We start from the raw sequence: 23,995 nt of genomic DNA, 5'->3' as shown, positions 1-23,995 counted from the left end.
AAAGTTTAGGTTGGTGTTTGCGATTAAAGGATATAGTCTTCTGCAGAAGGTTCAATCACTTTAACTTCATAGTAAGGAACAAAAGCATCTAAGGCTTGTTGATATTCACTTTTTCGAATAGATAATTCGATTTCACATGTCATTTCTAATCGCTGTTGTACCAATTGTAAATTGCGTTCTTTGATGACACGCATGACATTATTCATGTCTTTATAATCAAAGCGAACTTTAAATTTTTTGTCAATTGTACATTCGATAATATCCGCCTCTTCTAGTGCCATCTGTGCGGCTGCCCGATAAGCCGTTATAAGTCCACCAACTCCCAGCTTTACCCCTCCAAAATAACGAACGACAACGATTAAGATATCCGTTACATCAAAGGATTGTATTTGGCCATAAATAGGTGCTCCAGCCGTATTACTCGGTTCCCCATCATCATTGGCGCGATAATAAACGGGATCAGTCCCCAATTGAAAAGCATAGCACCAATGGCGCGCACTGTAATGCACTTTCTTCAGCTGATCGAGTATTTCCTTTACCTCTTCCTCCTTTTTGATTGGAAAGGCATAGCCAAAGAATTTGCTGTTCTTTTCCTTGTATAATACTTCTTCTGTAGGTTGACTGATGGTTTTATAAAAATCTTTTTCTTCCGTCATTATTTGGCGTGTAAAATATGTAATTCATTATTCGCTATGGTATAGCGCTTGCTTGTACCAGCTGCTGGTAATTCAGGAGCGGGAATACCTTCTCCTAGTCGTACATCACTCGTAAAAATACGAACTTCATCCCAAAGGTTGGCCGCGATAAACTGTTGAATGGTATGCGTTCCTCCTTCAATAACGACGGACATGATTTGGAGCTCATATAAAATGGTACAAATTTGGTGTACCAAATCTTGATCAAAATCGGCGTAATAGTATTGGGTATGCGCAGTAGACTGCATCGCTCGATTGGCTGTTATGCAAATGGCTGGTTCTTGTTGCTGGTTAATGGCAAAAGAAGGGCTAATCTTGCCAAGTCGATCCAAATAGATGCGAACTGGATTTTTGCCATACCATGTTCTCGTGGTGAGCGAAGGATTATCATCCAATACCGTGTTTGTACCCACTAAAAAAGCCATTTCTTCGCTTCTCCATTGATGTACCAACTGTTTAGCATAGGCGTTGGATAACCAGACAGGGGCTTGTTCCTCTCGGTGTAAAGGGGCAATAAACCCATCTTGACTAGCAGCCCATTTTAGGATAATATACGGGCGTTTCTTTTGATGAAAAGTAAAGAATCGCTGGTTGCTTTGTTGGCACGCTTGTTCTAGTACACCAACTACGACGTCGATTCCTGCATCTTTCATCTTTTGAATTCCCATTCCGCAAACCTTAGCGAAAGGATCTATAGTTCCAACAACTACACGAGGAATCTGTTTGGCAATTACCAAATCCGAACACGGTGGTGTTTTGCCAAAGTGACTACAAGGCTCCAAACTAACGTATAGTGTACTTTCTTTAAGTAACGCTTGATTTTTTACACTGCTAATTGCATTGACTTCTGCATGAGCTCCTCCATATGCTGCAGTAAACCCCTCTCCTATAATCTTATTGTTGTGCACAATAACGGCCCCAACCGAAGGATTAGGCATGGCTGCAAAAGTTCCTTGTTTGGCCAATTGTAAACATCGAGAAATATAGTATTCGTCTTTTTCCAACATTGATAAAACTGTATCTTTGAACAAATTTAATTCTTTTTAGCTAAACTCATAGGTTTTAGCTTTTAAACTATGTTGATAAAATTACTTCAAGACCAGTTTATCACTGCGCTCACTCCGATTTACGACGAGTTAGAAGCTCAGCAATTGTTTCTATTCTGCTTGGCAGAATTGGAAGAGAAAACCCGCATTGATTTAGTGATGCACCCAGATTTAGTAACGTTAAATCCCGAAAAATGGGCGCTTATATTGGAAGAATTGCGCAATCAAAAGCCTATTCAACATATTTTTGGTAAGGCATATTTTTACGGTTATACCTTTCAGGTGAATGAGTATACGTTAATTCCTCGTCCAGAAACAGAAGAATTAGTAGAATGGATTTTAGCCAGTGTTCCTGCAGATCAACCAATACGCATCTTGGATATCGGAACTGGAAGTGGTTGTATTGGACTAACTTTGGCTAAAGAATTACCACAAAGTCAAGTTACACTCTTGGATATATCTGCAGAAGCCTTGCAAGTCGCACAACAAAATGCAACCAATTTAGGAGTAGATGTTCATTTTATACAGCAAGACATCTTAGCTTTACCTCGATTGTCAACAACATTTGATGTCATTGTTTCCAATCCACCCTACATTCGTCAATTAGAAAAGGTTGAAATAAAGAAAAATGTCATGGATTATGAACCCCATACAGCACTATTTGTAGCCGATCAAGATCCACTTATTTTTTATCGAAAAATTGCTGAATTAGCCTTTGATAATTTAGAACTTGGCGGTCAATTATTTTATGAAATCAATCAATATTTAGGTCAAGAAATGGTTGAATTATTGACCTCTATTGGATTTAAAAACACAGAATTACGCCGTGATTTACTACAGAATGACCGCATGACTAAGTCTGTGGTTTAATTAAATATAATTCACTAATATTATGTGTTTTACATAATATTAATTAAAGTAAAGATTTAAATACAAAAGCCTCAAATACAAGAATGTATTTGAGGCTTTTGTATGTTTGTAAGGGCCTATTTATTTCAAGAAATCTTTATCTAAATATGCGGGATTAGGATAGGTATAAAATCCTTCCCCTGTTCCAACACCCAATTTATTCTTATCGATAAATTCTTTTTTCAAGTATTCCACTGTTTTAATTTTTAGTGGGTCTTGGGTGGCGTCAGCCGCCATTTTATTAATGTTATATGCGGTTGTAATTCCTACAATATCCAAGATACCAAAGGGACCTGTCGGTGCCCCTGTTGCAGCCATCCACGTCTTATCGATTGTATGAGCATCTGATACATCATTCACTAGTAAATTTGTAGCGGCATCTAAAAAAGGCACGAGTAGGGAATTTAAAATATACCCCGGTTGTTCTTTGTGCAAGGGCAAGGTAATCATCCCAATGGCTTTGGCAAAGGCAACTACTTGGTCAAAAATTTGAGGATCGGTTTGGGGATGCCCCATGATCTCTGCCGTATTATGTGTCCATATTTCATTGGCAAAATGCAAGGCTAAGAATTGTTTGGGTCTTTGGGTTGCTTCTGCAAATTGACTCGGTAACAAAGTAGAAGAATTGGTTGCAAAAATAGTATGTGCAGGGGCTACTTTAGCTAATTCATGATAGAAACTTACTTTTATTTTTAAGCTTTCAGGAACGGCTTCAATAACTAAATCAGCTGAAGCAGTAGCTGCTTTTAAATCACTCGAGTATGCTAAGTTTGCCTTAGTCTTTTCTAGTTGCTCGGCGGTTGCACCTAAGTCTTCTTTATAGCGTTCACTCAACGGATCAAACTTCGCTTTCGCTTTGTTAATTGCTTCCTCATTGATATCGTAAACGGTAACTTTAAATCCGTAAAAAGCAGTTTGAAAGGCAATTTGGTATCCTAATACACCGCTACCAGCAACGGTTACATTCTTTATATTCATAATTTTTTTGATAAAACAGGTTGTTCTTTAAAAATACGAATACTAGATTTAATTAACTAATTTTGGAAGCCAATTCTTAGTTATTTTTTAAATGATAGCTTATTTCAGTGATTGCAAATATTGGGTGGAATGGGAACTTCCAAATAAAAGACACAAAAAAAGCTACTGTTTGCAAACAGTAGCTTTTTTTGTGTGTATTTGAAGAAACTTAAAACGTTTCAATTTCATCCATTACAGGTACTGGACGTTTGCTTTCGTTAATCGCAACTAAAGTAAAGTTACCTGAGATTGCTTTTTCACGACCCTCTCTATACATGCTTTCAACGAATACGTCTACCCTAACATCTAAACTTGTACGTCCTACGCGTACAACTGTTCCAATTAATTCAACCAAAGTTCCTACAGGAATCGGTTGATTGAAATCGATTTTATCACTTGAAACAGTAACAATTGGTTTACGGCAAAAGCGAGTAGCGGTCATAAAGGCGATTTCATCCATAATGGCTAAAACAGCACCCCCAAACATGGTACCATGGTGATTGGTTTGTCCTGGGAAAACAGTTCTAAAAACGTGAGTTTCTGAATCTTTAATCTTTTTTTGAATACGCAGCTCCTTGCTTGTTAATTCACCTTCCATAGTTTTATCTTGAACAATTAAATAATAGACTTGTTGTTTGGAAAAATACAAGCTCTTTGGAAGACCACGATGTGGATTGTTTGGGTTGAGAGCCCCTTTTTATTACTTATTTAGAAATAAAAAGACTCCATTTGTAACAATTATAAAGCATCAGAGGCCAATTGCTACACAATCTTTAGTTTGTCCTTTTTTGAGATTGTAAATTTCGCAACAAATATACGGAGTAAAACTATTTTTTTAGGAATTTTTCAAATAATATTTGTTTTTGGCATACTCTTAACAATTAAAAGTTCCAAGTATGCCAAAAACGATATTTCTATTTACCGTCTACATAGTCTTGTAGATAAGCAAAGCGTTCTGTTAGATGGCCGTTTTGTGTAACGGTTGCACGGGCTAAGATTTGATCTTTATCTCCGTTGAAGAAAGCTGGTAGGATGGTGTTTAAGAAAACTTCTCCAAAACCTTCGCTTGCATCTTTGGGTAATTCGCAAGGTAAATTGTCAATGGCCATAACTGTAATAGCTGCTGGGTGGTCAAAGGCCACCTCTGCATTTTGACCTGGGTGATAGCCATAAAGCGGATCTGCAATTGTAGACGCTCTTAAGGTACTGTCAATTGGTCCGTGATCTACGTCACAAGACACATCCCCTATGACTTGAATTTTGTTGTCAATAGCATTCAACATGTCTCTAGTTAGAATCTTGGGTGAACCATGTTTAAAGAAATGCCCTGTAATTAGTACATCTGTTACTTTCGTAAAGCGCTCAAAATTACTTTCGTATTGTTCTGGATTTGCGTAGAAATCAGCTTTTGTAGCCTCTCCTCCATCTTTGCGCTTGTAATAATCCATCACTTCTAATTGCGTGTAAACTGGAATATCGTATTTCTGTGTCAAGAAGTGCTCAATTGAAACTTTTTTGGCTTTCATTCCATTTAAAATTTCCATGATTCCATGACTTACTTTTCCATTTCCTGTAACGGCAATCTTGATTGGAGGAAAATATTGCTTCTTTAGTTGAGCAATTAAATCTTCCGTATGTAGCATATGCTCCGCTTTTTTTAGCGTAAATAGCTCATATTTTAATCCGAAGGCGCGAAGGGTGTTGTATGCCCCTACGATTCCAGCATAACGCCCAAAACCAATTAAACGCTTGTTGTTTTCGTCCACTAAGGTTTCGTGATCAATTAAGCGAATATTCTTTGCTAAACAAGTTTGTAAAATAGCTCTATTGTATTCTTGTTCTTTAATGGTATGGGAGAAGAAAAAGTAGGTTTTATTGGGGATTAAATCCTCTAGAGGAACCTCCTTTACGCCTATTAAAACATCACAATCGGATAAATCATCGCTAAGGGTAATGTTTTTGTCAGCATAAGCTTGGTCAGGAAAGATTCTGATTGGTGAAGGTTCTACGACTGCTTCTAGGGTATCAAACGTTTGTAACGCCTTTACTAGAATTTCAGGTGTAAACACAACACGTCTATCAGGAGGATTTTTTCGTTCCTTAATAATGCCAATTTTCATAATATGTATAATAAATTAGTTGTTTCGTTTTTTTGAGGGTGGTTCTGGCAAATATAGCTGTATTTCTCTGTTATTCCAAAAATCCAAACTTTTTTCAGCCTTAAAGGTTGTATTCTATATTTTAAAATTGTAATTTTGCAATCTCTTAAAAACTTATTCTATAAGGGGTCGATCGGTTTTGACAGCGAGTGGAATTAGTCAGTAAGCACGTCGAGCGTTGTTGTTTTGCTCGTAAATATCAGACAACGAACTTTTTAAACGGCGAAAATAATTACGCTTTAGCTGCATAATCTGAATTATAGTAAGATTGCCTTAGTTTCCACCAGGTGGAAGAGCTAGATTCTCCTTAAGAGCCTTGGTTTGTGGCGCTTTGTTGAGGGGAACCGTAAAATAAACCTAGGAAGGTTAGTGTCTCGGACATCTTTCGAAATCTTAGAGGCTAAGTCAGTAGTGGTTGTTTCAAACCAAGCTGCTGATCGAAAATTCAAGTTGAAACTAAGCGTGTAGAAAGCTCTCTGATTGCTTGTTTGGACCCGAGTTCGATTCTCGGCGACTCCACAGAAATAAAAAACAACCACCTGATAATCAGGTGGTTGTTTTTTTTGTAGTCAATATTTGTACAGTTTTGGTTTCTTAGCTTTTAGAAGCTAGATTATTTTGAGTCTTTTTAGAAGCAACCCAACAATTAAGAATAAGAATAAAAGGAATCTAACGCTCTACCCTTTTCCCACCTTCCTCTTCAGTTTTCTTTTCATTATGATCAAAAACCGTTTGCGAATTTTCCTCCTTTATTTTTATAGATTCCAATTCCTCACCAGCTTCTTTATTTTTCAATCCAATCTCATCACCCTTGGCCGTGATGGAACCATCCGGATTAAAAGTAATCACACCATTGCGAATGTTTAACTCTCGCATGATTTCAAATACCTTCTTACGATCAAAATGAATCTCAGTAACTGTTGTTTGTTCCTGGAGAGAAACACTCGTTTCCTCTAAAGACGATTTACTGTGCTTTTCAACTTTTCGAGATTCACAAGATTGTGCTGCTAAACCTAACAACACAATCAATAACACAACTACCCTCATAAGCGTTTGATTACTGATTTAGCTACGCTTTTAAGGTAGTCTGTATAACTATCCGCAGTTGCATATCCTGCTTTGGCGATCTCTTCAAAAAAGTGATTGTAATCCCTCGAACTTTCCAAGCTAACGATTTAACAGATTCCAAAATAAGTTCTGCAGACTCTTCCTTATAATCTTCACACAACTCTAATTCACTCTTAATTGTTTCTACTAGATTAGTAAGCTGCTTTATCTTTTTAGCTTAACAACTAACTAAAGCTTGACCTTGCGCATCACTACCTCCATCAGGTGCATTCATATAAGAACAAACCACCTAGCGTGTTCATGTATATTTTTAATATCCATTTCAATTAACCATTTACAAATTCAAGTGGGAAGTTTTAATTACAGTAAAACTGTATACTTTGTTAATTATCAATACTTTTCTTTTTATACACATTAACATTCTCTACATTTAGAATAACCAATTTTAAAATATTTATTATGAAAAAATTATTATTACTATTTGTTTTAGTATTTTCAACAGGTGCTTTTGCTCAGACTCCTGTAGAGCCAATTGATCCTAATATACCCTTTGGGATTTCAATTATGAACTTTATACCAGAGTGCTCACTGAGATTTGCAGTTGCTGGTGAGTATGATTTAGTTGCATTTGGACCTAAGTCTTGGATAGGACAATTTACATATGCTGAAATTGAAGAGATGAGACAGGATTATATTTGTATGTATAATAGATTTCCTGATTATGTAGAAGTAGATAATTTTAGACCAATTCTAATTCAATATTAGTTAATAATTAGACTGTGTAATAAAAAAGGACGTTTTTTTAAATACGTCTTTTTTTATTACACATTACAATACTTTGTGTCTATCCTTTAACTGGTTTAAAACGGCGTATCATCATCATTCCCAAAAGCTTCTGCCGCACTCACTGTCGGAACATACTCGTTAGGATTACTATACACATTCGATTCCTGTTGATTACTTCCATTCTCGTTACTATCTGTTGGATCAATAAACTTTGTCTTATCACCAATCCATTTCAAGAACGTCGTTCCAACAGAACCAGCTCGATACTTAGCAAAGATTATTTCCGTATCAGCCCCTTGCCTTGTCATTTCATCATACTCTGGATTGTCGTTAATCTCGATGTTGTAGTATCCTGGTCGATAGATAAACTCAACGATATCCGCATCTTGTTCAATGGATCCCGATTCTCTCAGGTCAGACAACAACGGACGGTTAGAAGATCCACGCGTCTCCACTGCTAGCGACAACTGCGACATCACGATGATAGGAATATCCAACTCCTTTGCCAACAACTTCAAGCGACGACTCACCGAACTCACTTCATTCTCACGGTTGTTTCCTTTGGTTTTATCATTCACAAGCTGTAAATAATCAATCACTAACAACTTGATATCGTGTTTACGCTTCCAGCTTCTTGCTTCAACAATGATATCCAAGATATCATTCACTCCTGAGCCCTTCATTACGATTTGATACTTAGCCATCCTTCCTGAATGAGAAATAAACGTTTGAAAGTATTCAGGCTTATCGAATCCCGTTTTCATCAGCTGTCCTAGATGAAAGTTCGTATCAATCGAAACCCAGGACGCGCAGCAACAATTACTAAATCTCCATTTTAATAACCCGATGTATACGCATCGATTCGCTTAAAACCTGTGCTTTATCAAACAACATCTTAGTATAATTTGTTATTTATTTTAATTATTTTTCGATATAGTGAGTAAAATCAGATTCATGTGTTATTTTTCATATCAAAGAAGAGGGATTATCTTCTTGCTTCTATTTCAATTAGTTGTTTAAACCGAAACAAATAAGAAGTATTTACAATCGAAAATGGTAGTTTTATCAGTTTTTATTGATACTTATTTATTAAACAATAAAAGAGCTTCTATAAAAGCGAAGAAGTGTTCTTAACAATCAGAACAAATCACTGATTATAGGGAGTAAATTGTAACTTTTAAAGGCTTTAATTTGAAGATAAAAAATAATAAAACATAAGTTATGCAGAAGATAATAGATCAATTAGTGGAAATTGATAGGTTTGAAAAAGAAAAAGGACTTGATTTAGAAGAAATCAAAGTTTTAAATGAAAATTTAGAAAAAAATATACCTGACTTTTTTGCGTCATATATTAACATTTTTGGATTTAATGATAATGTATTCGGGGGAATTTTTAATGAGCAAGATGATTTTATGGAGCAAAATGAACTAATTCAGGAATTAGGATTTGCTGATTATATTGCAATAGGTGATGCATACAATGAAAATCTCATTGTTGCACATATTGAAAATCAGAAGTTATTTTTAATAGAAGATGATCATTTGATTGATGTAAAAATGACTTTTTCTGAAATGTTACTTCAAACTGTTGAGGCTTTAGATTCTAATAAGTTTGAACTGATGCAACAAGTTAATTCTATTTATGAAAGTATTCAAGCTTATAAAACTACCCTGAAAAATTCTTTTATAGATAATTTCGGTCAACTAAAAGCAACTGTATTGAATAATAAGGATAACTTATATGGTGTAGTTATAGCAAAAGATATCGCTAGTAATGTATATCTTTTACATGCTGGAAGTTTTCATACATTTAGATTAAAAATTAAAGAAGAAACGATAGATTATGATGAATTGTGGACTCCTGAAAAAATGTGTTATAAACAAACGATTCCGTTAAATGAAATTTTGTTCAACAGTAAAACTGACATTGATTTTAGAGCATTGGATTTACTGTTTTTAGATGTCTTGCGTGATTTAAAAGAAGAGGGTTATTTCAGTGATCAAATGGATCATTTTTCAATTTCAATTCAATCAGGTCATGTACATTTATTTCCTGAAGATTCTTATGATGAATCTGTGCTAAAGGAGAATAATTTGGAGACAAAAATCAGAAGGTTTTGGGAGTCACCCTATGATCGTACTCGATTATTAATGGAAATCGTGTAGTACAATAAATTTCACATCTTCAAAAATCATTTTGAAGATGTGAAATTATCATAAAACCTTTCAATTTAATTACGCCCAGTTTTCATTCAGTCCAGATATTCTTGTTGATAGACATTATCATTTAGTAAGATAATCATCTCTTTGAGCTAGCATGATGACTTAAAGATTTGAAATAGAGCGTTTTGTTCTGTTTTCTGAGAAGTATTGGTTGCATAGCTTTACCATTTGATTATAGTTCACCCCTACTGCTCTAAACTGATTAAGTAGTTTAATCAGCGTAGCGTGATATTGCAAGGCACAGGTCTATTTTTTTAGGATTGAATTTTAATTTTCTTCCTCCTTTTGTTTTAGTGGTCGTTTGCATAGTTTCTTATCTTGATTGGTGTCAAAATAAGCATTACCTCTACTGCTAAACTTCTAATGACTTTAAGTGGTTATATTTGACTGTTTTATTTAGTAAATTAATCCTTTTAAGATTTCTACACTTTTTGTTAAACTATCCAATGAAGAGGAGGCAAATCCTAGTCGAACTCCATTTTCACAATAAGTAGGATATTGATGTATTTTTCCATCCGATAGATATAATCCTTTGCTATATGCTTGCTCAGCTAACTTTTTAAGTTCAATCGATTTGTCAAATGTAGTCCATATCGTCATTCCTCCTTCTGGCACAGTGAAATTTACAATTGTACCCAACTCATTCTGCAATAAACTACAGAGGTGATTTCGTCTTTCTTCATATACAGACAATGCTTTTCTAATATAACGTTGTATGGTGCCATCATTTACAAGTTCTGCCATTGCATTATCCAAGATATGATCCCCTTGCCGATCAAGTAGAACGCGAACATTGGCTAAATGTTCAATTACATTTTCCGAAGCAGCTAGATACCCCATGCGAAAAGCAGGAGAAAAGCTTTTACTGAATGAACCACAGTAAATGACCATTCCATTCTCATCAGCACTTGCTAAGGGTTGTAAAGGCCGGTGATTGTAGTGAAAATCAAAATCATAATCATCTTCAAAAATGATAAAACCATATTCATTCGCTAGTTTTAATAATTCTAATCTTCGGTCAATACGAAGGGATACTGTGGTAGGATAGTGATGATGAGGCGTAACATACACCATTCTAATTTTCATGCGCTTGCATAGTTTCTTTAGCTCCTCAACAACCAAACCATGTTCATCGACTGAAATTCCAATGTGCTTGGCTCTAGCGTGTAGGAAATTATGTTCTGCTCTTTGCCACCCCGGTATACCCGAAACTACAACATCTCCAGGATTAATAAGTGCTGTGCAAACAAGGTTAATGCCCATTAAAGTTCCACGAACGGATAAAATATTTCGCTGTGTCGTTTTTAAACCTCGTGTTTCATTGAGATACTGGGAAATCGTTTCTTTGTAAATTTCAGAACCATCGGGAAAACTATAGCTACCAAACTTATGGTAAATTTCACTTCGCGTCAGTTGATTGCGATAGGCTCTGTACAATTCCTTTAATGGAGCTAATTTTGGATCAGGATAACCATCGTCTAAATGAAAATCAGCCGTAGAAACAAAATAAGGATTAACTAAATACTGCTTTTCATTGAGTGCAAAACCTGCTACTTCTTGAGATTTACTACTTGTTTGATGTTGAAGTTTAGTAGGAGCTAAATCTGGAATATGAAGCGAAACGAAAGTACCTCGACCTACATGACTTTCCAACCAACCCTGTAGTTGTAATTCTTCAAATGCTTTTCCTACTGTAATTCGGTTAATCTTCAATAGTTTTGCAATCTCTCTTGTTGAAGGTAACTGCTGCCCCGTTTTAAGATGCCCTTGTTTAATTAACAGTAAGATCTTTTCAGACAACTGAAGATAGATCGCCTTATCCTCTTTGGAATTTAATTCGATACAGCTAATTAGATTATTTAAAATTGGTCTATCCATTTTATATCAATTGGCCTATAAATATAAGCCATTTTGAACATTAATTTGCATAGCTAAATAAGTAAACAAATGTATACACCCCATCTTTTCAAGTTCGAAAACGACAAAGAAAAAATTGCTTTTATTAAGCAATATAGTTTTGCTACTATAATCACAGTAAAAGAAGGCCTTCCAATTGCAACACAGCTACCCTTTTATATAAATGAGAATTCGGAGAAACTAACCTTATGCTCTCATTTTGCCCTTGCAAATGAACAAGCTAATTACATCGAAAACAATACTTCTTTGATTATCTTTAGTGAACCTCATGCGTATATTTCACCTATCCATTATGATAAAAGAGAAAGTGTACCGACTTGGGATTATATTGCAGTACACGCTTACGGAAAGGCAAAAATTATTTCTGGGGAAGTTGAAAAAATACAAGCCTTAGAGCAAATGATACAATACTATGAAGCAAGCTACTTATCACAGTGGCGAAGCCTGTCTGATCGTTTTAAAAAAGGAATGATGAGCGGTATTGTTGCCTTTGAAATAGAGGTTACGGATTTACAAGGACAAAAAAAATTGAGTCAAAATAAAACTAAAATTGAAAAACAACGCATTGTAAACCATCTAGAACATAGCGAAAATACAATAGAGAAAGAATTAGCAAGTTTCATCAAAAACGAAGAAAAATAATGGAAAATATAACTATTAAAAAAGCAACGATACACGATAGTAAACCCCTTCAAAAGATTAGCAGACAAACGTTTTACGAAACATTTTCACAGGGAAATACGAAAGAAGATATGGAGCAATATCTCGATACAAGTTTTTCTGAAGAGAAACTAACAGCAGAGCTAGCCTTGTCAAATTCAGCCTTTTACTTTGCTTTATTAGATGAGAAGGTAATTGGGTACTTGAAGGTTAATTTTGGATCCTCTCAGACAGAATTACAAGATAACAACGCACTGGAAATCGAGCGGATATATGTCTTACAAGCCTACCACGGTAAAAAGGTCGGACAGCTCCTCTATGAAAAAGCGATGCAGGTGGCTCATCAAAATGAGGTAGACTATGTGTGGTTGGGCGTTTGGGAAGAAAATCCAAGAGCGATTCGCTTCTATCAAAAGAATGGCTTTGTTGAATTTGACAAACACATTTTCAAACTAGGTGATGATGAACAAATTGATATTATGATGAGAAAAGTTGTAAAACTCGATGCGTAGCAAAAATAAAAAGACGATTCTATTCACAAATAGGTATCAATCTGCGCCTTTAAAATCCGCCTCATAACTTTCTTTTATAAACATCACCACACAATAGTTACAACTAATTAATACGTCTCAAAAGTAGCTTAAATTTAGCGCTACCCCCACCATGATATAGAAATAGGGCTGCCAATTGGCAGCCTTATTTCTATGCTTATTTTGCTATTCTTCCTCTTCCTCTTCTTCGATTACGCGAATAGGTAAATTCGGATTCACAACAGACTTACACCATCTTGCTTTGAGGGTTACTTTTGTAGGTCTGCTTCGGTACACGTGATGCGAGAAAGGCCCATCAAGGCCATCATCTTTACTCTTCGCTGAAAAGTAAACGACATAATCCCCTTCTGGTACATCATTCGTAGTGGGTTCAAAATAGAGATCACTAGAATAACCTGATAACCCTGCTTGATACTGCCATGTCCCTATTCCAGGTTGATCGTATTCGATAATTCGACTATTATATTCGATATAGGTTCTAGTAGTAATATCAAAACCATGTTCATCTTCAAAGCGAAAAGACATTCGATCAACCGTAGACCCATCCTCGCTACCTGTGGGGGCGTCTACGGTTCCCATATAAAATCGATCCCCATTAAAGGGCTCTTTGATATGGGAATAACTTTCTTTGTCATCTCCGTTGGTTAGGCACAGCAACATTTCTTTATCTTTTGTTTCAGGAGCATAAGGTAAATCTATTTTTACGTTTTTAATAATTTGAGTTTGAGTAGCTCCTCCTGTTCCTGCGGCAAATCCCACGTGAAAGACATCAGGGATTTTAGTTTCAAAGGTGTATAAGTTTCCACTCTCATCTCTAGTTTTAAAGGAATTGGGGTAAATAAAATTGTTAAGCGGATTTTTATAAAAATTTCGTTTATCATACATGATTAGAGATACCTTCATTCCCCCATTTCCATTATCGATGGGGATAAGGGTTACTACTACTCGATTAAAATCATAGACATCTCCATAGAAATATCCTGTTCTCAATTCGTTTATTCCAACAGAATAGCTGTAGGAATCTGTCGTATAATCTCCGGTGTTATAGTCGAGTTCAGCATGGGCAATTCCATCAGATCCTAAACTCGCATATAAAACCTGTTCCGTAAATACTACGGGATATCCTTTGTAACGATCATTTTTGTATTGACCACCTCTTAGGGTAATATGATCCCCAGGTCTGGTAAAGTCAATACCCGAAATTCCTTCTCGACGTTCGCCTGAATTGGTTCCTCTTAATTTATAACTTCCGAAAACATCCAATCCAAACCCCAAATAGGCTCCATTTAATCCCGGTTGATTTCCTCCTACTGAATTTTTATTGGCATAACCCAAACTTGCACCTGGGGCTCCAATCTCAAAGTCTTTGGTTCCATCGAACAAAAACATGCTAATTCCATCCCCGTATTTATCATCGTATTTTTTTCCATCTACCATGGCGTATTGAAATTCTACAATTAATCCATAATTGGCGGGGAATTCAACATCTTTGAGGTAAAATCCACTAAATGAAAATTCATCTTCATCTTGTGTTAATACAAGGCCTTGAGAGGTATAACGGTCTCTTCCTGTAGGAGCAATATCCGAGAGATACTCCCCAATTTCACTGGGAGCTGTCGTACCAGTCAAGGGTAAAAAGTAGGGAAAAGGTCTGTCTTGGGTTTGCGCTATGGCTATGGTGGTACACAAAAGAGCGATACCAAGACTAAGCGTATATTGTATTGTATTTTTTATCATAATTAACACGATTCGTTTAGACTAATCTACTGTTGCATGCAACAACTTCAACTAAGTTAAATAACCTGCCTTATCCTATAAGGCAGGTTCACTGTATTAGTCTTCTCTAAGTTTCATCACTACATTAAAATAACTACGGGTGGTCACTTGAGCATAGCGCTGCACTTTGTATTTTAATACACCTGTTTCACTGATACTCACGTCTTCAAATACATCATCATCGTAATACACAATGAAATAATCCAATTCATCAGCGTCATAAATATCTAAGGAGGCTGTACGTCTAGAGCTAATGGCATTTGTAAATTGATTTTTGTAAATCATGTATACGTTTTCTTCTCCTCGCTCTCCTGGTATGATTTCTACAACAAAAGAAGGGGAATAAAAGAAAGACGCTCCACCGCCCCCTTTGGCTGGCTTGAATGTAGCACCTCCACTTCCATCAGATGTTAGTACATAACCATCTGGGGTATGATTATCATCTTCATCAACAGAACTAATTTTATCCCAAGTAATTGCCTCAGTTTGGATGTGTTTGTTACCTACCGAATAATTTGCTAATTCTTCAGAACCCACAGCAGCATAATCCAAATGGTTGCTTTTAATAGACCCGGAGTTAATATCCAGGGTTGCCTCTTCTAAAACAGCATCTCGACCATTGATTACTTTGATTGTGGAGCTGCCTTTTAATTCTTTTTTGGTTATACTTTGACCAGTAGGCGCTTTAAAAGCAACGCTACCCCCAGCTTCCACTGTTAAAACATGGCCTACTGTTTCACCAGTTGCACTCATTTTGGCTTTTGTTACTGCCTTATCTGCTATTTTATCCGTAACAACCGCCCCATTAATTAGTTTCCCTCCTGAAATCGTATTGTTGGCAATTTTGTTGTTGTTAATGGCTAAATTATTGATTTTATCCGTTGTAACTGCGCTGTCTTTAATTTTAGACGTGATTACTGCATCGTCTTTGATCTTCACATCAGTTACAGATTCCGCTTGTAGTTTACTTGTGGTAATTGTATTCTCTTTCAATTTAGAACCCGAAAGGGATGCGTTTTGAACTTTATCATCGTTAATGGCGTCATTTCCAATTTTTTCTCTTGTAACGGCACCTGCTATAATCTTGTCTGTGGTCACTGCATGATCATCTAGTTGGGCTGTTTTAATTCCGTTGTCTTTCACTGTGACTGTTGCATTTTGCAAAACAGCTCCAATTCCATTCGTCACAGCAATCGAAGCAGATCCACTTAAGTCGCCTGAAGAACTCGTTACTGGACTAAAGACTACCCCTCCACTACCGTCGGCTGTTAAAGCTAAACCAGGTGCCGCATTTGTACTTCCGACTTTCGAACTAATTTTACTTGTTGTTACATTCTTGTCTGCAATCTTAACTGTGGTTACAGAATTTGTTGCCAATTGAGTTGATCCTACGCCTCCATTGCTAATGGCTACGGTTGCGTCTTGTAATAAAGCTTGATTGGCTCCAGTACCCGATACTGTAATGCCAGTTCCACCTTGTAGGGCTTTACCATTGGCTACAACTACATCGTTTACATTTTGGAAGGAAGCCCCTCCTTGTCCATCAGTCGTTAATACTAACCCACTTTCTTTGTTTGATGTGCCTATTTTGGCTTCCGTGATATTTCGATCCATGACATGTTTGGTCTTAATACCATTTTCAGCAAGGTTGATGGTCACATCTTGTAGGGTTGCTTTATTTGTCGGAATCTGTAGGGAACCATCTGTAGAAGTTAAGGATTTTCCTGCCGCAGTTGCCAAAACACCTAACGATTGAAATTGTGTGTTCCCTTGCCCATCGGATGTTAAAATACTTCCATTGGGTGTATTCGTTTCTGCTACAACAGAACTTATTTTATCTGCTGTTACAGCCAGCGCTTTGAGGTGTTTGTTATCAATTCCCGATGAAGCTACTGCAATTGTTGCCTCCTGAAGTAATGCTTTATTATTTGCTGTCACGACAATAGATTCATCCGCTACTAAATCAACCCCTTGTCCATCAAATGCCGTATTACTCAATAGCTTATACGATACCGTTCCATCCCCTTGGGCCGTCAATACCGCATTGGGTGCTGCTTGACCCGCATTCATTTTTTCAACAGTTACGGCTGCATTTTGAAGTTTATCCGTTCCTACTCCTCCTTCTTTAATATCAATTGTTGTAGGCGCTAAAACAGCATTTAATCCATCTGTATTACCAGTAAACGCAAGACCACTACCTAAGGTTAAATCTTCCCCCCCTGCTTGCACCGCACTTTTTAGGACATAGTCAAACCCTCCAGAACCATCTGTAACAAGAATGTAATCACGTGCTATGGTCGCACTGTTTAATTTATCTTTGGTAATACTGTTATTGGCAATACTCAAGTTTACGTCTTTTAACAGCGTTCGCTCCCCATCGCCAGACAGTTGAATGATGTTATCGGTGGTTAAATTACCTGCTGTTAAATCGACAATTTCACCCAATTCTCCCCAAAAAACGGTTCCATTTTCACCACTTAACAGCACACTTTGTGCACTAATTCCTTCAGAAGAAAGTTTATTTGCGGTAACCGCTTGTTCACCTAGTTGGGTATTCGTTACGGCTCCATCTGCTAATTTTGCTGTGGTAATTCCTTTATTCTTTACCCCTAAGGTCACATGAGATAGCACTTTTCCAATTCCATCTTCTGTCACAGTAAGGGCTTCATCCGTTGTAATATTTCCTTTATTGGCTAGTTGTCCTGCAGTGAAAGGTTCAAAAGAAACAGACACCCCATTAGCTCCAACTGTTGCTACAGCTCCAGCTGGTGCATTGTTGGCATTTAACTTAGTTGCTTGAATGGAACTGTCTTTGATTCCCAACTCAACATCAGCTAATACTTTACCTACCCCATTTTCAGAAACCGTAATTGTACCATCTGTTGTAATATCTCCTTTTTCAGCGAATAGCTCTGTTGATAGTACTTGATAAGCCACCTCTCCTGTCGCATTAGCTACTGAAATTCTATTGTCTGCCCCCGTACCTGCATTTAATTTAGCTGCTTCAATTGTATGATCAACCAAGTGATTATTCGCAATTGTGGCTGCGCCAATATGTCTACCTTGTACTCCTCCATTGTTGATTTTAACGATTGCTTTGGTCTCTTCATTGCCAAATAGTACATTTTCACCGCCTTCGACAATTAATCCCTCAGCGCCAACTAAATCACCTTGCATGACTGATGTAACTGCTTCCTCAGCAGTCGCAAATACAGCATTACCAGATCCATCAGCCGTTAACACTGCTCCTTTATCAATACCGACAGCGTTTATCTTTTCTACAGTAACCGCTTGGTTCTGAATGTGACTGGTTTCAATTCCGTTTTCATTCACCTGTAAGCTAAAAGGCTGTAATACTGCTTTTGAGGCATCACCAATAATAGCCAGTGAGGTATCTACCGTTAGTGCTTTTCCATTTACAACGGCAGCCATTGGTTGGTAGACAACACTTCCATCAGATTGAGCGATAGGAACATGATTCGCTTTATTTTCTCCAGCATATAATTTATCAGCGGTAACTGCTAAGTTTTTAATCTTAGAAGTTGTTACTCCTTGATCTCTTAATGCAATTCCCATTTCAGTTAAAGCGGCAGTTTCACCACCTGTAACTGCGATAGCACTATCTCCTTCTACTTTTTTTCCCTGTGCTGCTACAGTGGTATAAATATCATTTTGAACGGTTGATTCATTCAAGATTTCGGTGATATTTTCAATCACACTTGCAGCTACATCAATAGTAGCAAGGGGAGTATCCGTCGCTTGATCATAAAAGATAAACGTACCTACATCCGTTGTATCAATACGCAGGGTATTGGCATCAAAGGTTACTCCATTCCCAATGATTTCTCCAGTATTGTTAACGTCATTTTCATTAAAATAGGTAAATGTACCGTCATTGTTATTTTGTATAAGGGTTACTTTTTCCTGTGTTTGAACAATCTCTTCAATAATTTCATGCGTGGCATCTACCCATTCTGCCTTACCTAAATCATTGGTAATCAAAAGTTGTTTTGGATTACCTCCTTTCATTTGAGCAGGAGATACGGCTTCATCTGCAATACTCAATTCTACGGCAGTGAAAACAGCATCTGCCACATTTGCATTGCCGTTAACTAAGATTCCATTTCCAGATAATGGCGCTTTAGCAATCTCCAATTGTTCTAGAGCTTCTATTTTTTGGTTAATTTGCGTAATCGCCTCTTCCACATTGGTATACCCCACTACCGAATTATCCTCAAAAATAATAGCTTTTGCACGGGTATTTACTGTAGCTAAAGCTACATCACTTGCTTTGTCCTTGAAAACGAAAATCCCTGCTGTGGAGGTGTCAATACTCAGCGTATTGGCATTGAACTTCACTCCTGTTGCATTGGGTTTCAATGCACCATTTGCTTCTATTTGATCTTCGTTATAGTAGGTAAATGTTCCGTCTTGGTGATCAACGAGTTGGGTTGATTTTTCGTTTGCACTAACGATCATTTGCAAAATAGGATCATTTGAGCTCATCCATTTTACAGCGCCTGTACCATCTGTTCCCAAGATTTGATTTGGAGCATCCCCACTTATTTTGGTCGCTGTGACAGCTCCATTCTTTAATTTATCTGTCGTAACAGCATTAGCGGCTAATTTAGCTGCTGTAATTCCTCCATTTTTAACATCTAAGGTTACATCAGCTAAGGCAGCATGCTCACCGCCTGTCACAGCAATAGCAGCTTCTCCAACGATAGCTTTTCCATTATTGCCAATAACTTGGCCCAGTGTTTTAAACTCAGCGCCACCTTGTCCATCAGAAGTCAAAACAAAACCAGCAGCTTTATTGCTTCCTATTTTGTCTTCTGTCACGGCTTTGGCAGCTATTTTTTCATTGGTAATTCCTCCATCAGCCACGCTAATATCCACCGCTTGTAAAGCGGCTTTATTCCCTTGAGGTACAGCAATAGATCCATCAGATGAAGTTACGGCTTGTCCTTGCGTTAAGGCCACTTCTTCTAAGCGCTGAAAAACTGCATTTCCACTTCCATCTGCTGTTAATACGGCACCTAGAGCAGAAGTTTGTGCATCAATCTTTGTTGCAGTAACTGTTTGATCTTTAATGTGTTTGTTTTCAATCCCTTGATTCGCAATTGCAATCGTTGTTTCCTTTAAAACAGCTTTGTTATTTAGTGGAATTGTTATAGAGCCATCAGATTTCAGGTCAGCTTCTGCGCCTTCAAAAGCAGTCGGGTTAATTTTTTTATAGGCTACATTTCCTAATCCGTCTGCAGTTAATACGGCATTTTCATCTGCTCCTACAGCAGAAATTTTAGCTGTTGTAACTGCACCATCCGCTAATTTATCTTCAGTTATTCCTTGATTCTTAATTCCAATTTTGGTATCAGCGAGTACGGCAGAAATTCCATTACTACCTGCTAGGAATTCCAGCTCATTACTCAAGGTTAAATCTTCTCCTGCTTGTACAATACTCTCTCGATCAACGTAAGTAAACCCTCCATTGGCGTTGGTAACCATAACCATACCCGAAATGGCCCCTGCACTGTTCAATTTTTCGATCTGAATGGTTTGATCTTGTAATTCAGCATTGGTAATACTTCCTTCCTTAATTCCTAGTTTTACATCGTTAAAAAGAGAGTTAACTCCATCTCCATTTTGCAATTCAATAATACCATCCGTAGTTAAATTACCTGCCGCATCGGTTACGATATCATCTAATTCTCCCCATTTTATTTCTCGGTTCTCATCAATCACTAACACGCGATTGGCTTGTTCACTTCCTGCAGATAATTTATCTATTGTTACCGTATTTAAGGCTATTTTATCATTGGTAATTCCTCCATCTTCAATTCCCAGTACAACATCGGCTAACACTTTTCCTGTACCATGATCAACAGTTACAATTCCGTCTGTTGTAATATTTCCCGTACCCGTAATAGCCGTAGCTTCCAATGGTTTATATGTTACGGTTCCATTCCCATTTGCCATTGCAACAGCGCCTTCTATAGCTCCAGTAGCATCTAATTTACTCGGAATAATAGACTGATCATTAATTCCTAAAACTACATCATCCAATACTTTCCCTATACCATCGTTTACAGAAACAATTCCATCGGTTGTGATATCACCTTTATTTCCAATAATTGCAGGGGTTACGGGTTGATAACTAACTGTACCATTTGTATTTACCGTTGCAACATGGCCTACGGTGGCTCCCGTTGCATCTAGCTTTTGAGCTGCAATTGTTTTGTTTTTAATATTTTGATTTCCAATAGTTTCAGATCCAATATGCGTACCTGTTATTCCACCTGAATTAATGGCAATGGTTACCTTTTTTGTGGTATCGCCAAATAGCACATTTTCACCTCCTCCAACAATGTTAATTACACCAGCTTCTCCTTCTAGGTCTCCTTGCATGGCAGGTCTAACAACGTTTGAAGGCGTTTCAAAAGCTGCCTGACCTAATCCATCAGCAGTCAAAACAGCGCCTGGGTCTACCCCTATTGCATTGATTTTGTCTGTTGTAACGGCACCGGATGCTAGATGATTGGTTTTTACTCCTTCTTGTTGAATGTTGACAATGACCTCGCTAAGTGCTGCTTTATTTCCACCTGTGATTGCAATGGAATTGTCATTGCTGTGTATTTTTTTTCCTTTTGCTGCTACTGTAGCAAAAATTTGATTCTGTACTTCCTCTTCCGTGAGGATGGTTGTAATATTTTCAATGACTGTTCCTGCTACATTAATCGTTGCAATAGGATCCTCTTGTGACAAATCATAAAAGGCATATATGCCAGTTGCTTGACCAGATTGAGGGTCATTGAGTTCCGCTACACGTAACGTATTAGCACTGAATGTCGTTCCTACTGCAGTTGGTTTTCGATGGCCATTGGCATCGTAATCTCCCTCATTAAAGTAGGTAAACGTTCCATCCTCGTGATCAATCAATTCTGTAATGGTCTGATTTAATGCTAAAATTTCTTTAATTGGATCATCTGCTAAACTCATCCATTGAGCAACGCCATCTGTAGGTGTAACCAAAAATTGTCCTTGTGTTCCCCCTTGAATCTTTTCTGTTGTTACGGCTTTGGGTGCTAAGGCAGTAGTAGAAACCCCAGCCGTTGCAATACTCAACTCCAATGCATGAAGTGTCGCTTTATCTGCCGTTCCGCCTATTGTGATTGAGGTATCTGGTGAAGTAACCGCCTTTCCTTGTGCGGCTACTGCTGTATAAATATCATTCTGAACAGTAGTATCATTTAAGATTTCGGTGATATTTTCAATCACACTTCCCGCCACATCAATAACAGCTATAGGGGTTGTTGGGTTGGATTTATCGTAAAAAGCATAGGTATTGTCTGCTGTTTTATCTATACGCAACGTGTTGGCATCAAATTTTACGCCTTGTCCTGTAATTGGATTGCCATCAGCATCAATACCCTTCTCGTTATAGTAGGTAAAAGTCCCATCCCCCCCATCAACGAGTAGGGTAACTTTTTCGTTGAAAGCAAAGGCCTCTTGTATTACTTCATCTGTTACATCTACCCAAGCAACAGTACCTGATTCCTTGGTCACTAATAATTGCTTGTTACCTCCTGGAGCAATCTTAGCCGTTGTTATTCCTGCATTGGCAACAGATAGTTGCATGGCATTTAATACCGCTTGATCTCCATTGTCCACTTGAATTGAACCATCTGCTGCTGTCGCAGGTTTTCCTTGCGCAGCAACTGTGGTATAAATATCCTGTTGAACCGTTGAATCATTTAATATTTCAGTAATATTGTCAATGACTGTTCCTGCAATATCAATAGTAGCTAACGGCAGTCCCGTTTGTGTAAACGTACCATCAGTAAAGATGTAGGTTCCCTTTGGTTGTTCTGAAATACTCAATGTATTTGCATCTAGGAGTATACCATTAGCAGGAATCGGTGCTCCCGTAGCATCAATACCATTCTCATTGTAATACGAATACGTCCCGTTTCCGTTGTTTTCAATAAGCGTAATCACCTCATGTTGTTTCACTACTTCTTGTATAATACTATCCGTAGCTGGCACCCATTGGGCTTTTCCTTCTTTGGTTACTAAAATATATCGGTCTGTTCCTGGGTTAATCTTATCTAAGGTAACCGCTTTATTTTTTAATTTGTACGAGGTTACTGCTTCATCCGCTAATTTGGTCTCTGTTACAGCAGCGTCTGCCAAGCTCAACGTAAGTTCCTTTAATACGGCATCATTTACTTGAGACTGATCATTGATTAAAATTCCTTCTCCAAGTATGGGGGAAAGCGTACCCTGCGCTTGCTCTATCTTGGTAATAAGTTGATTTACAACGTCCTGAAGATTATCCCCCGGAATCGACGTTGAATTATTTTCAAAAATAATAGCGTTAGCACGTGTATTAATCGTCATTAAGGGGCTTTGTTGAGATGTTTTTCCGTCGTAAAAGTCGTAAATTCCCTTTCCTGATGCTCCTTCTCTCTCTTTAATGTTTAAGGTATTGGCATCAAATTTTATGCCTCGCCCTGTAATGGGATTTCCGTTAGCATCAATACCTTTTTCATTATAATAGGTAAATGTGCCATCGCCTCCATCTAGTAATAAGGTAACTTTTTCATTAAACTCAAAAGCTTCTTGAATAACTTCATCCGATGCATCAACCCATTTCACCGTGCCATTTTCGTCCGTAACTAACAATTGCTTAGCACCTCCAGGTGCAATTTTAGCCGTAGTAATTCCCGCATTAGCAACGGATAGTTGCATGGCATTTAATACTGCTTGATCGCCATTGTCCACTTGAATTGATCCATCAGCCGCTGTAGCCGCTTTTCCTTGGGCAGCTACAGCAGTGTAAATATCATTTTGANATCGGTGTTGTATCATCAGACTTATCGAAAAAGGCATACGTATTATCTGCTGTTTTTTCAATACGCAACGTATTGGCATCAAATTTTACGCCTCGCCCAGTAATGGGATTTCCGTCAGTATCAATACCCTTTTCATTGTAATAAATAAATGTTCCATCGCCTCCATCTACTAATAGGGTAACTTTTTCATTAAACTCAAAAGCTTCTTGAATAACCTCATCCGATGCATCAACCCATTTCACCGTGCCATTTTCGTCCGTTACCAACAACTGCTTAGCACCCCCAGGTGCAATTTTAGCCGTAGTAATTCCCGCATTAGCAACGGATAATTGC

At 37.5% G+C, this 23,995-nt stretch carries 16 protein-coding genes and 1 other RNA gene; 6 read left to right on the top strand and 11 right to left on the bottom strand.

All coding sequences use genetic code 11. The features are described 5' to 3' along the window. Window positions 1–23: 23 nt before the first annotated feature. Window positions 24–656 (bottom strand): IMPACT family protein, encoded by a 633-nt coding sequence (locus AWV75_RS17480; RefSeq protein WP_060875571.1) that lies wholly within the window; start codon window positions 654–656, stop codon window positions 24–26. Beyond that, on the bottom strand, window positions 656–1,726 hold the full coding sequence (gene ribD / locus AWV75_RS17475) for a bifunctional diaminohydroxyphosphoribosylaminopyrimidine deaminase/5-amino-6-(5-phosphoribosylamino)uracil reductase RibD (RefSeq protein WP_060875570.1): 1,071 nt from the start codon (window positions 1,724–1,726) through the stop codon (window positions 656–658). The genes AWV75_RS17480 and ribD overlap by 1 nt, the downstream gene beginning before the upstream one ends. A 45-nt stretch (window positions 1,727–1,771) precedes the next feature. Here ribD and prmC point away from each other — a divergent pair, with 45 nt between their 5' ends. Continuing rightward, the gene (prmC, locus tag AWV75_RS17470; RefSeq protein ID WP_060875569.1) at window positions 1,772–2,611 is read left to right on the top strand and encodes a peptide chain release factor N(5)-glutamine methyltransferase; all 840 of its coding nucleotides are present in this window, start codon (window positions 1,772–1,774) and stop codon (window positions 2,609–2,611) included. 120 nt (window positions 2,612–2,731) lie between these two features. Here the strand turns inward: prmC and AWV75_RS17465 are convergent, their stop codons facing one another. The 3 genes from AWV75_RS17465 to AWV75_RS17455 form a co-directional block, all read right to left on the bottom strand. Then, entirely contained in the window at window positions 2,732–3,628 is an 897-nt protein-coding gene (locus AWV75_RS17465) for a 3-hydroxyacyl-CoA dehydrogenase (RefSeq protein WP_060875568.1), read from the bottom strand. A 208-nt stretch (window positions 3,629–3,836) separates the two neighbouring features. Further along, on the bottom strand, window positions 3,837–4,265 hold the full coding sequence (locus AWV75_RS17460) for an acyl-CoA thioesterase (protein ID WP_002992508.1): 429 nt from the start codon (window positions 4,263–4,265) through the stop codon (window positions 3,837–3,839). Between the two features lie 316 nt (window positions 4,266–4,581). Next, window positions 4,582–5,787 carry an NAD(P)-dependent oxidoreductase gene (locus AWV75_RS17455; protein WP_060875567.1) on the bottom strand — a complete coding sequence of 402 codons (1,206 nt, stop codon included), beginning with the start codon at window positions 5,785–5,787 and terminating at the stop codon, window positions 4,582–4,584. Between the two features lie 164 nt (window positions 5,788–5,951). Here AWV75_RS17455 and ssrA point away from each other — a divergent pair. Beyond that, window positions 5,952–6,348, top strand: a transfer-messenger RNA (tmRNA) gene (ssrA, locus tag AWV75_RS17450). 147 nt (window positions 6,349–6,495) lie between these two features. Here the strand turns inward: ssrA and AWV75_RS17445 are convergent. Next, window positions 6,496–6,873 carry a hypothetical protein gene (locus tag AWV75_RS17445; RefSeq protein ID WP_060875566.1) on the bottom strand — a complete coding sequence of 126 codons (378 nt, stop codon included), beginning with the start codon at window positions 6,871–6,873 and terminating at the stop codon, window positions 6,496–6,498. Further along, window positions 6,870–6,992 (bottom strand): hypothetical protein, encoded by a 123-nt coding sequence (locus AWV75_RS19255; RefSeq protein ID WP_262492196.1) that lies wholly within the window; start codon window positions 6,990–6,992, stop codon window positions 6,870–6,872. Before AWV75_RS19255 ends, AWV75_RS17445 begins: the two co-directional genes overlap by 4 nt. Before the next feature lie 361 nt (window positions 6,993–7,353). Between AWV75_RS19255 and AWV75_RS17440 the strand changes: the two genes are divergently transcribed. Next, complete coding sequence (locus AWV75_RS17440) at window positions 7,354–7,659, top strand: hypothetical protein (protein WP_060875565.1); 306 nt, start codon at window positions 7,354–7,356, stop codon at window positions 7,657–7,659. A 95-nt stretch (window positions 7,660–7,754) separates the two neighbouring features. Here AWV75_RS17440 and AWV75_RS17435 read toward each other — a convergent pair whose 3' ends face one another. Continuing rightward, on the bottom strand, window positions 7,755–8,444 hold the full coding sequence (locus AWV75_RS17435; protein ID WP_060875564.1) for a DnaB-like helicase C-terminal domain-containing protein: 690 nt from the start codon (window positions 8,442–8,444) through the stop codon (window positions 7,755–7,757). A 457-nt stretch (window positions 8,445–8,901) separates the two neighbouring features. On the opposite strand from AWV75_RS17435, the gene AWV75_RS17430 reads away from it, so the two are divergent. Further along, a complete protein-coding gene (locus tag AWV75_RS17430) occupies window positions 8,902–9,846 on the top strand; it encodes a hypothetical protein (protein ID WP_060875563.1) in 945 nt (314 codons plus the stop codon). 159 nt (window positions 9,847–10,005) lie between these two features. Here AWV75_RS17430 and AWV75_RS19180 read toward each other — a convergent pair whose 3' ends face one another. Next, the gene (locus AWV75_RS19180; RefSeq protein ID WP_231738189.1) at window positions 10,006–10,086 is read right to left on the bottom strand and encodes a hypothetical protein; all 81 of its coding nucleotides are present in this window, start codon (window positions 10,084–10,086) and stop codon (window positions 10,006–10,008) included. Window positions 10,087–10,299: 213 nt separating this feature from the next. Continuing rightward, window positions 10,300–11,781 carry an aminotransferase-like domain-containing protein gene (locus tag AWV75_RS17425; protein ID WP_060875562.1) on the bottom strand — a complete coding sequence of 494 codons (1,482 nt, stop codon included), beginning with the start codon at window positions 11,779–11,781 and terminating at the stop codon, window positions 10,300–10,302. A gap of 69 nt (window positions 11,782–11,850) precedes the next feature. Between AWV75_RS17425 and AWV75_RS17420 the strand changes: the two genes are divergently transcribed. Both AWV75_RS17420 and AWV75_RS17415 read left to right on the top strand, forming a co-directional pair. Continuing rightward, window positions 11,851–12,462 carry an FMN-binding negative transcriptional regulator gene (locus tag AWV75_RS17420; protein WP_060875561.1) on the top strand — a complete coding sequence of 204 codons (612 nt, stop codon included), beginning with the start codon at window positions 11,851–11,853 and terminating at the stop codon, window positions 12,460–12,462. Continuing rightward, window positions 12,462–12,992, top strand: coding sequence for a GNAT family N-acetyltransferase (locus AWV75_RS17415; protein ID WP_060875560.1), 531 nt, complete (start codon window positions 12,462–12,464; stop codon window positions 12,990–12,992). Before AWV75_RS17420 ends, AWV75_RS17415 begins: the two co-directional genes overlap by 1 nt. A 204-nt stretch (window positions 12,993–13,196) precedes the next feature. Here AWV75_RS17415 and AWV75_RS17410 read toward each other — a convergent pair whose 3' ends face one another. Next, on the bottom strand, window positions 13,197–14,768 hold the full coding sequence (locus AWV75_RS17410; RefSeq protein WP_231738186.1) for a hypothetical protein: 1,572 nt from the start codon (window positions 14,766–14,768) through the stop codon (window positions 13,197–13,199). Window positions 14,769–23,995 lie beyond the last annotated feature (9,227 nt).

The sequence above is a fragment of the Myroides odoratus genome (assembly GCF_001549985.1).
In the GTDB taxonomy this organism is placed as follows: domain Bacteria; phylum Bacteroidota; class Bacteroidia; order Flavobacteriales; family Flavobacteriaceae; genus Flavobacterium; species Flavobacterium odoratum_A.
This window is presented reverse-complemented; position numbering and strand designations above follow the sequence as displayed.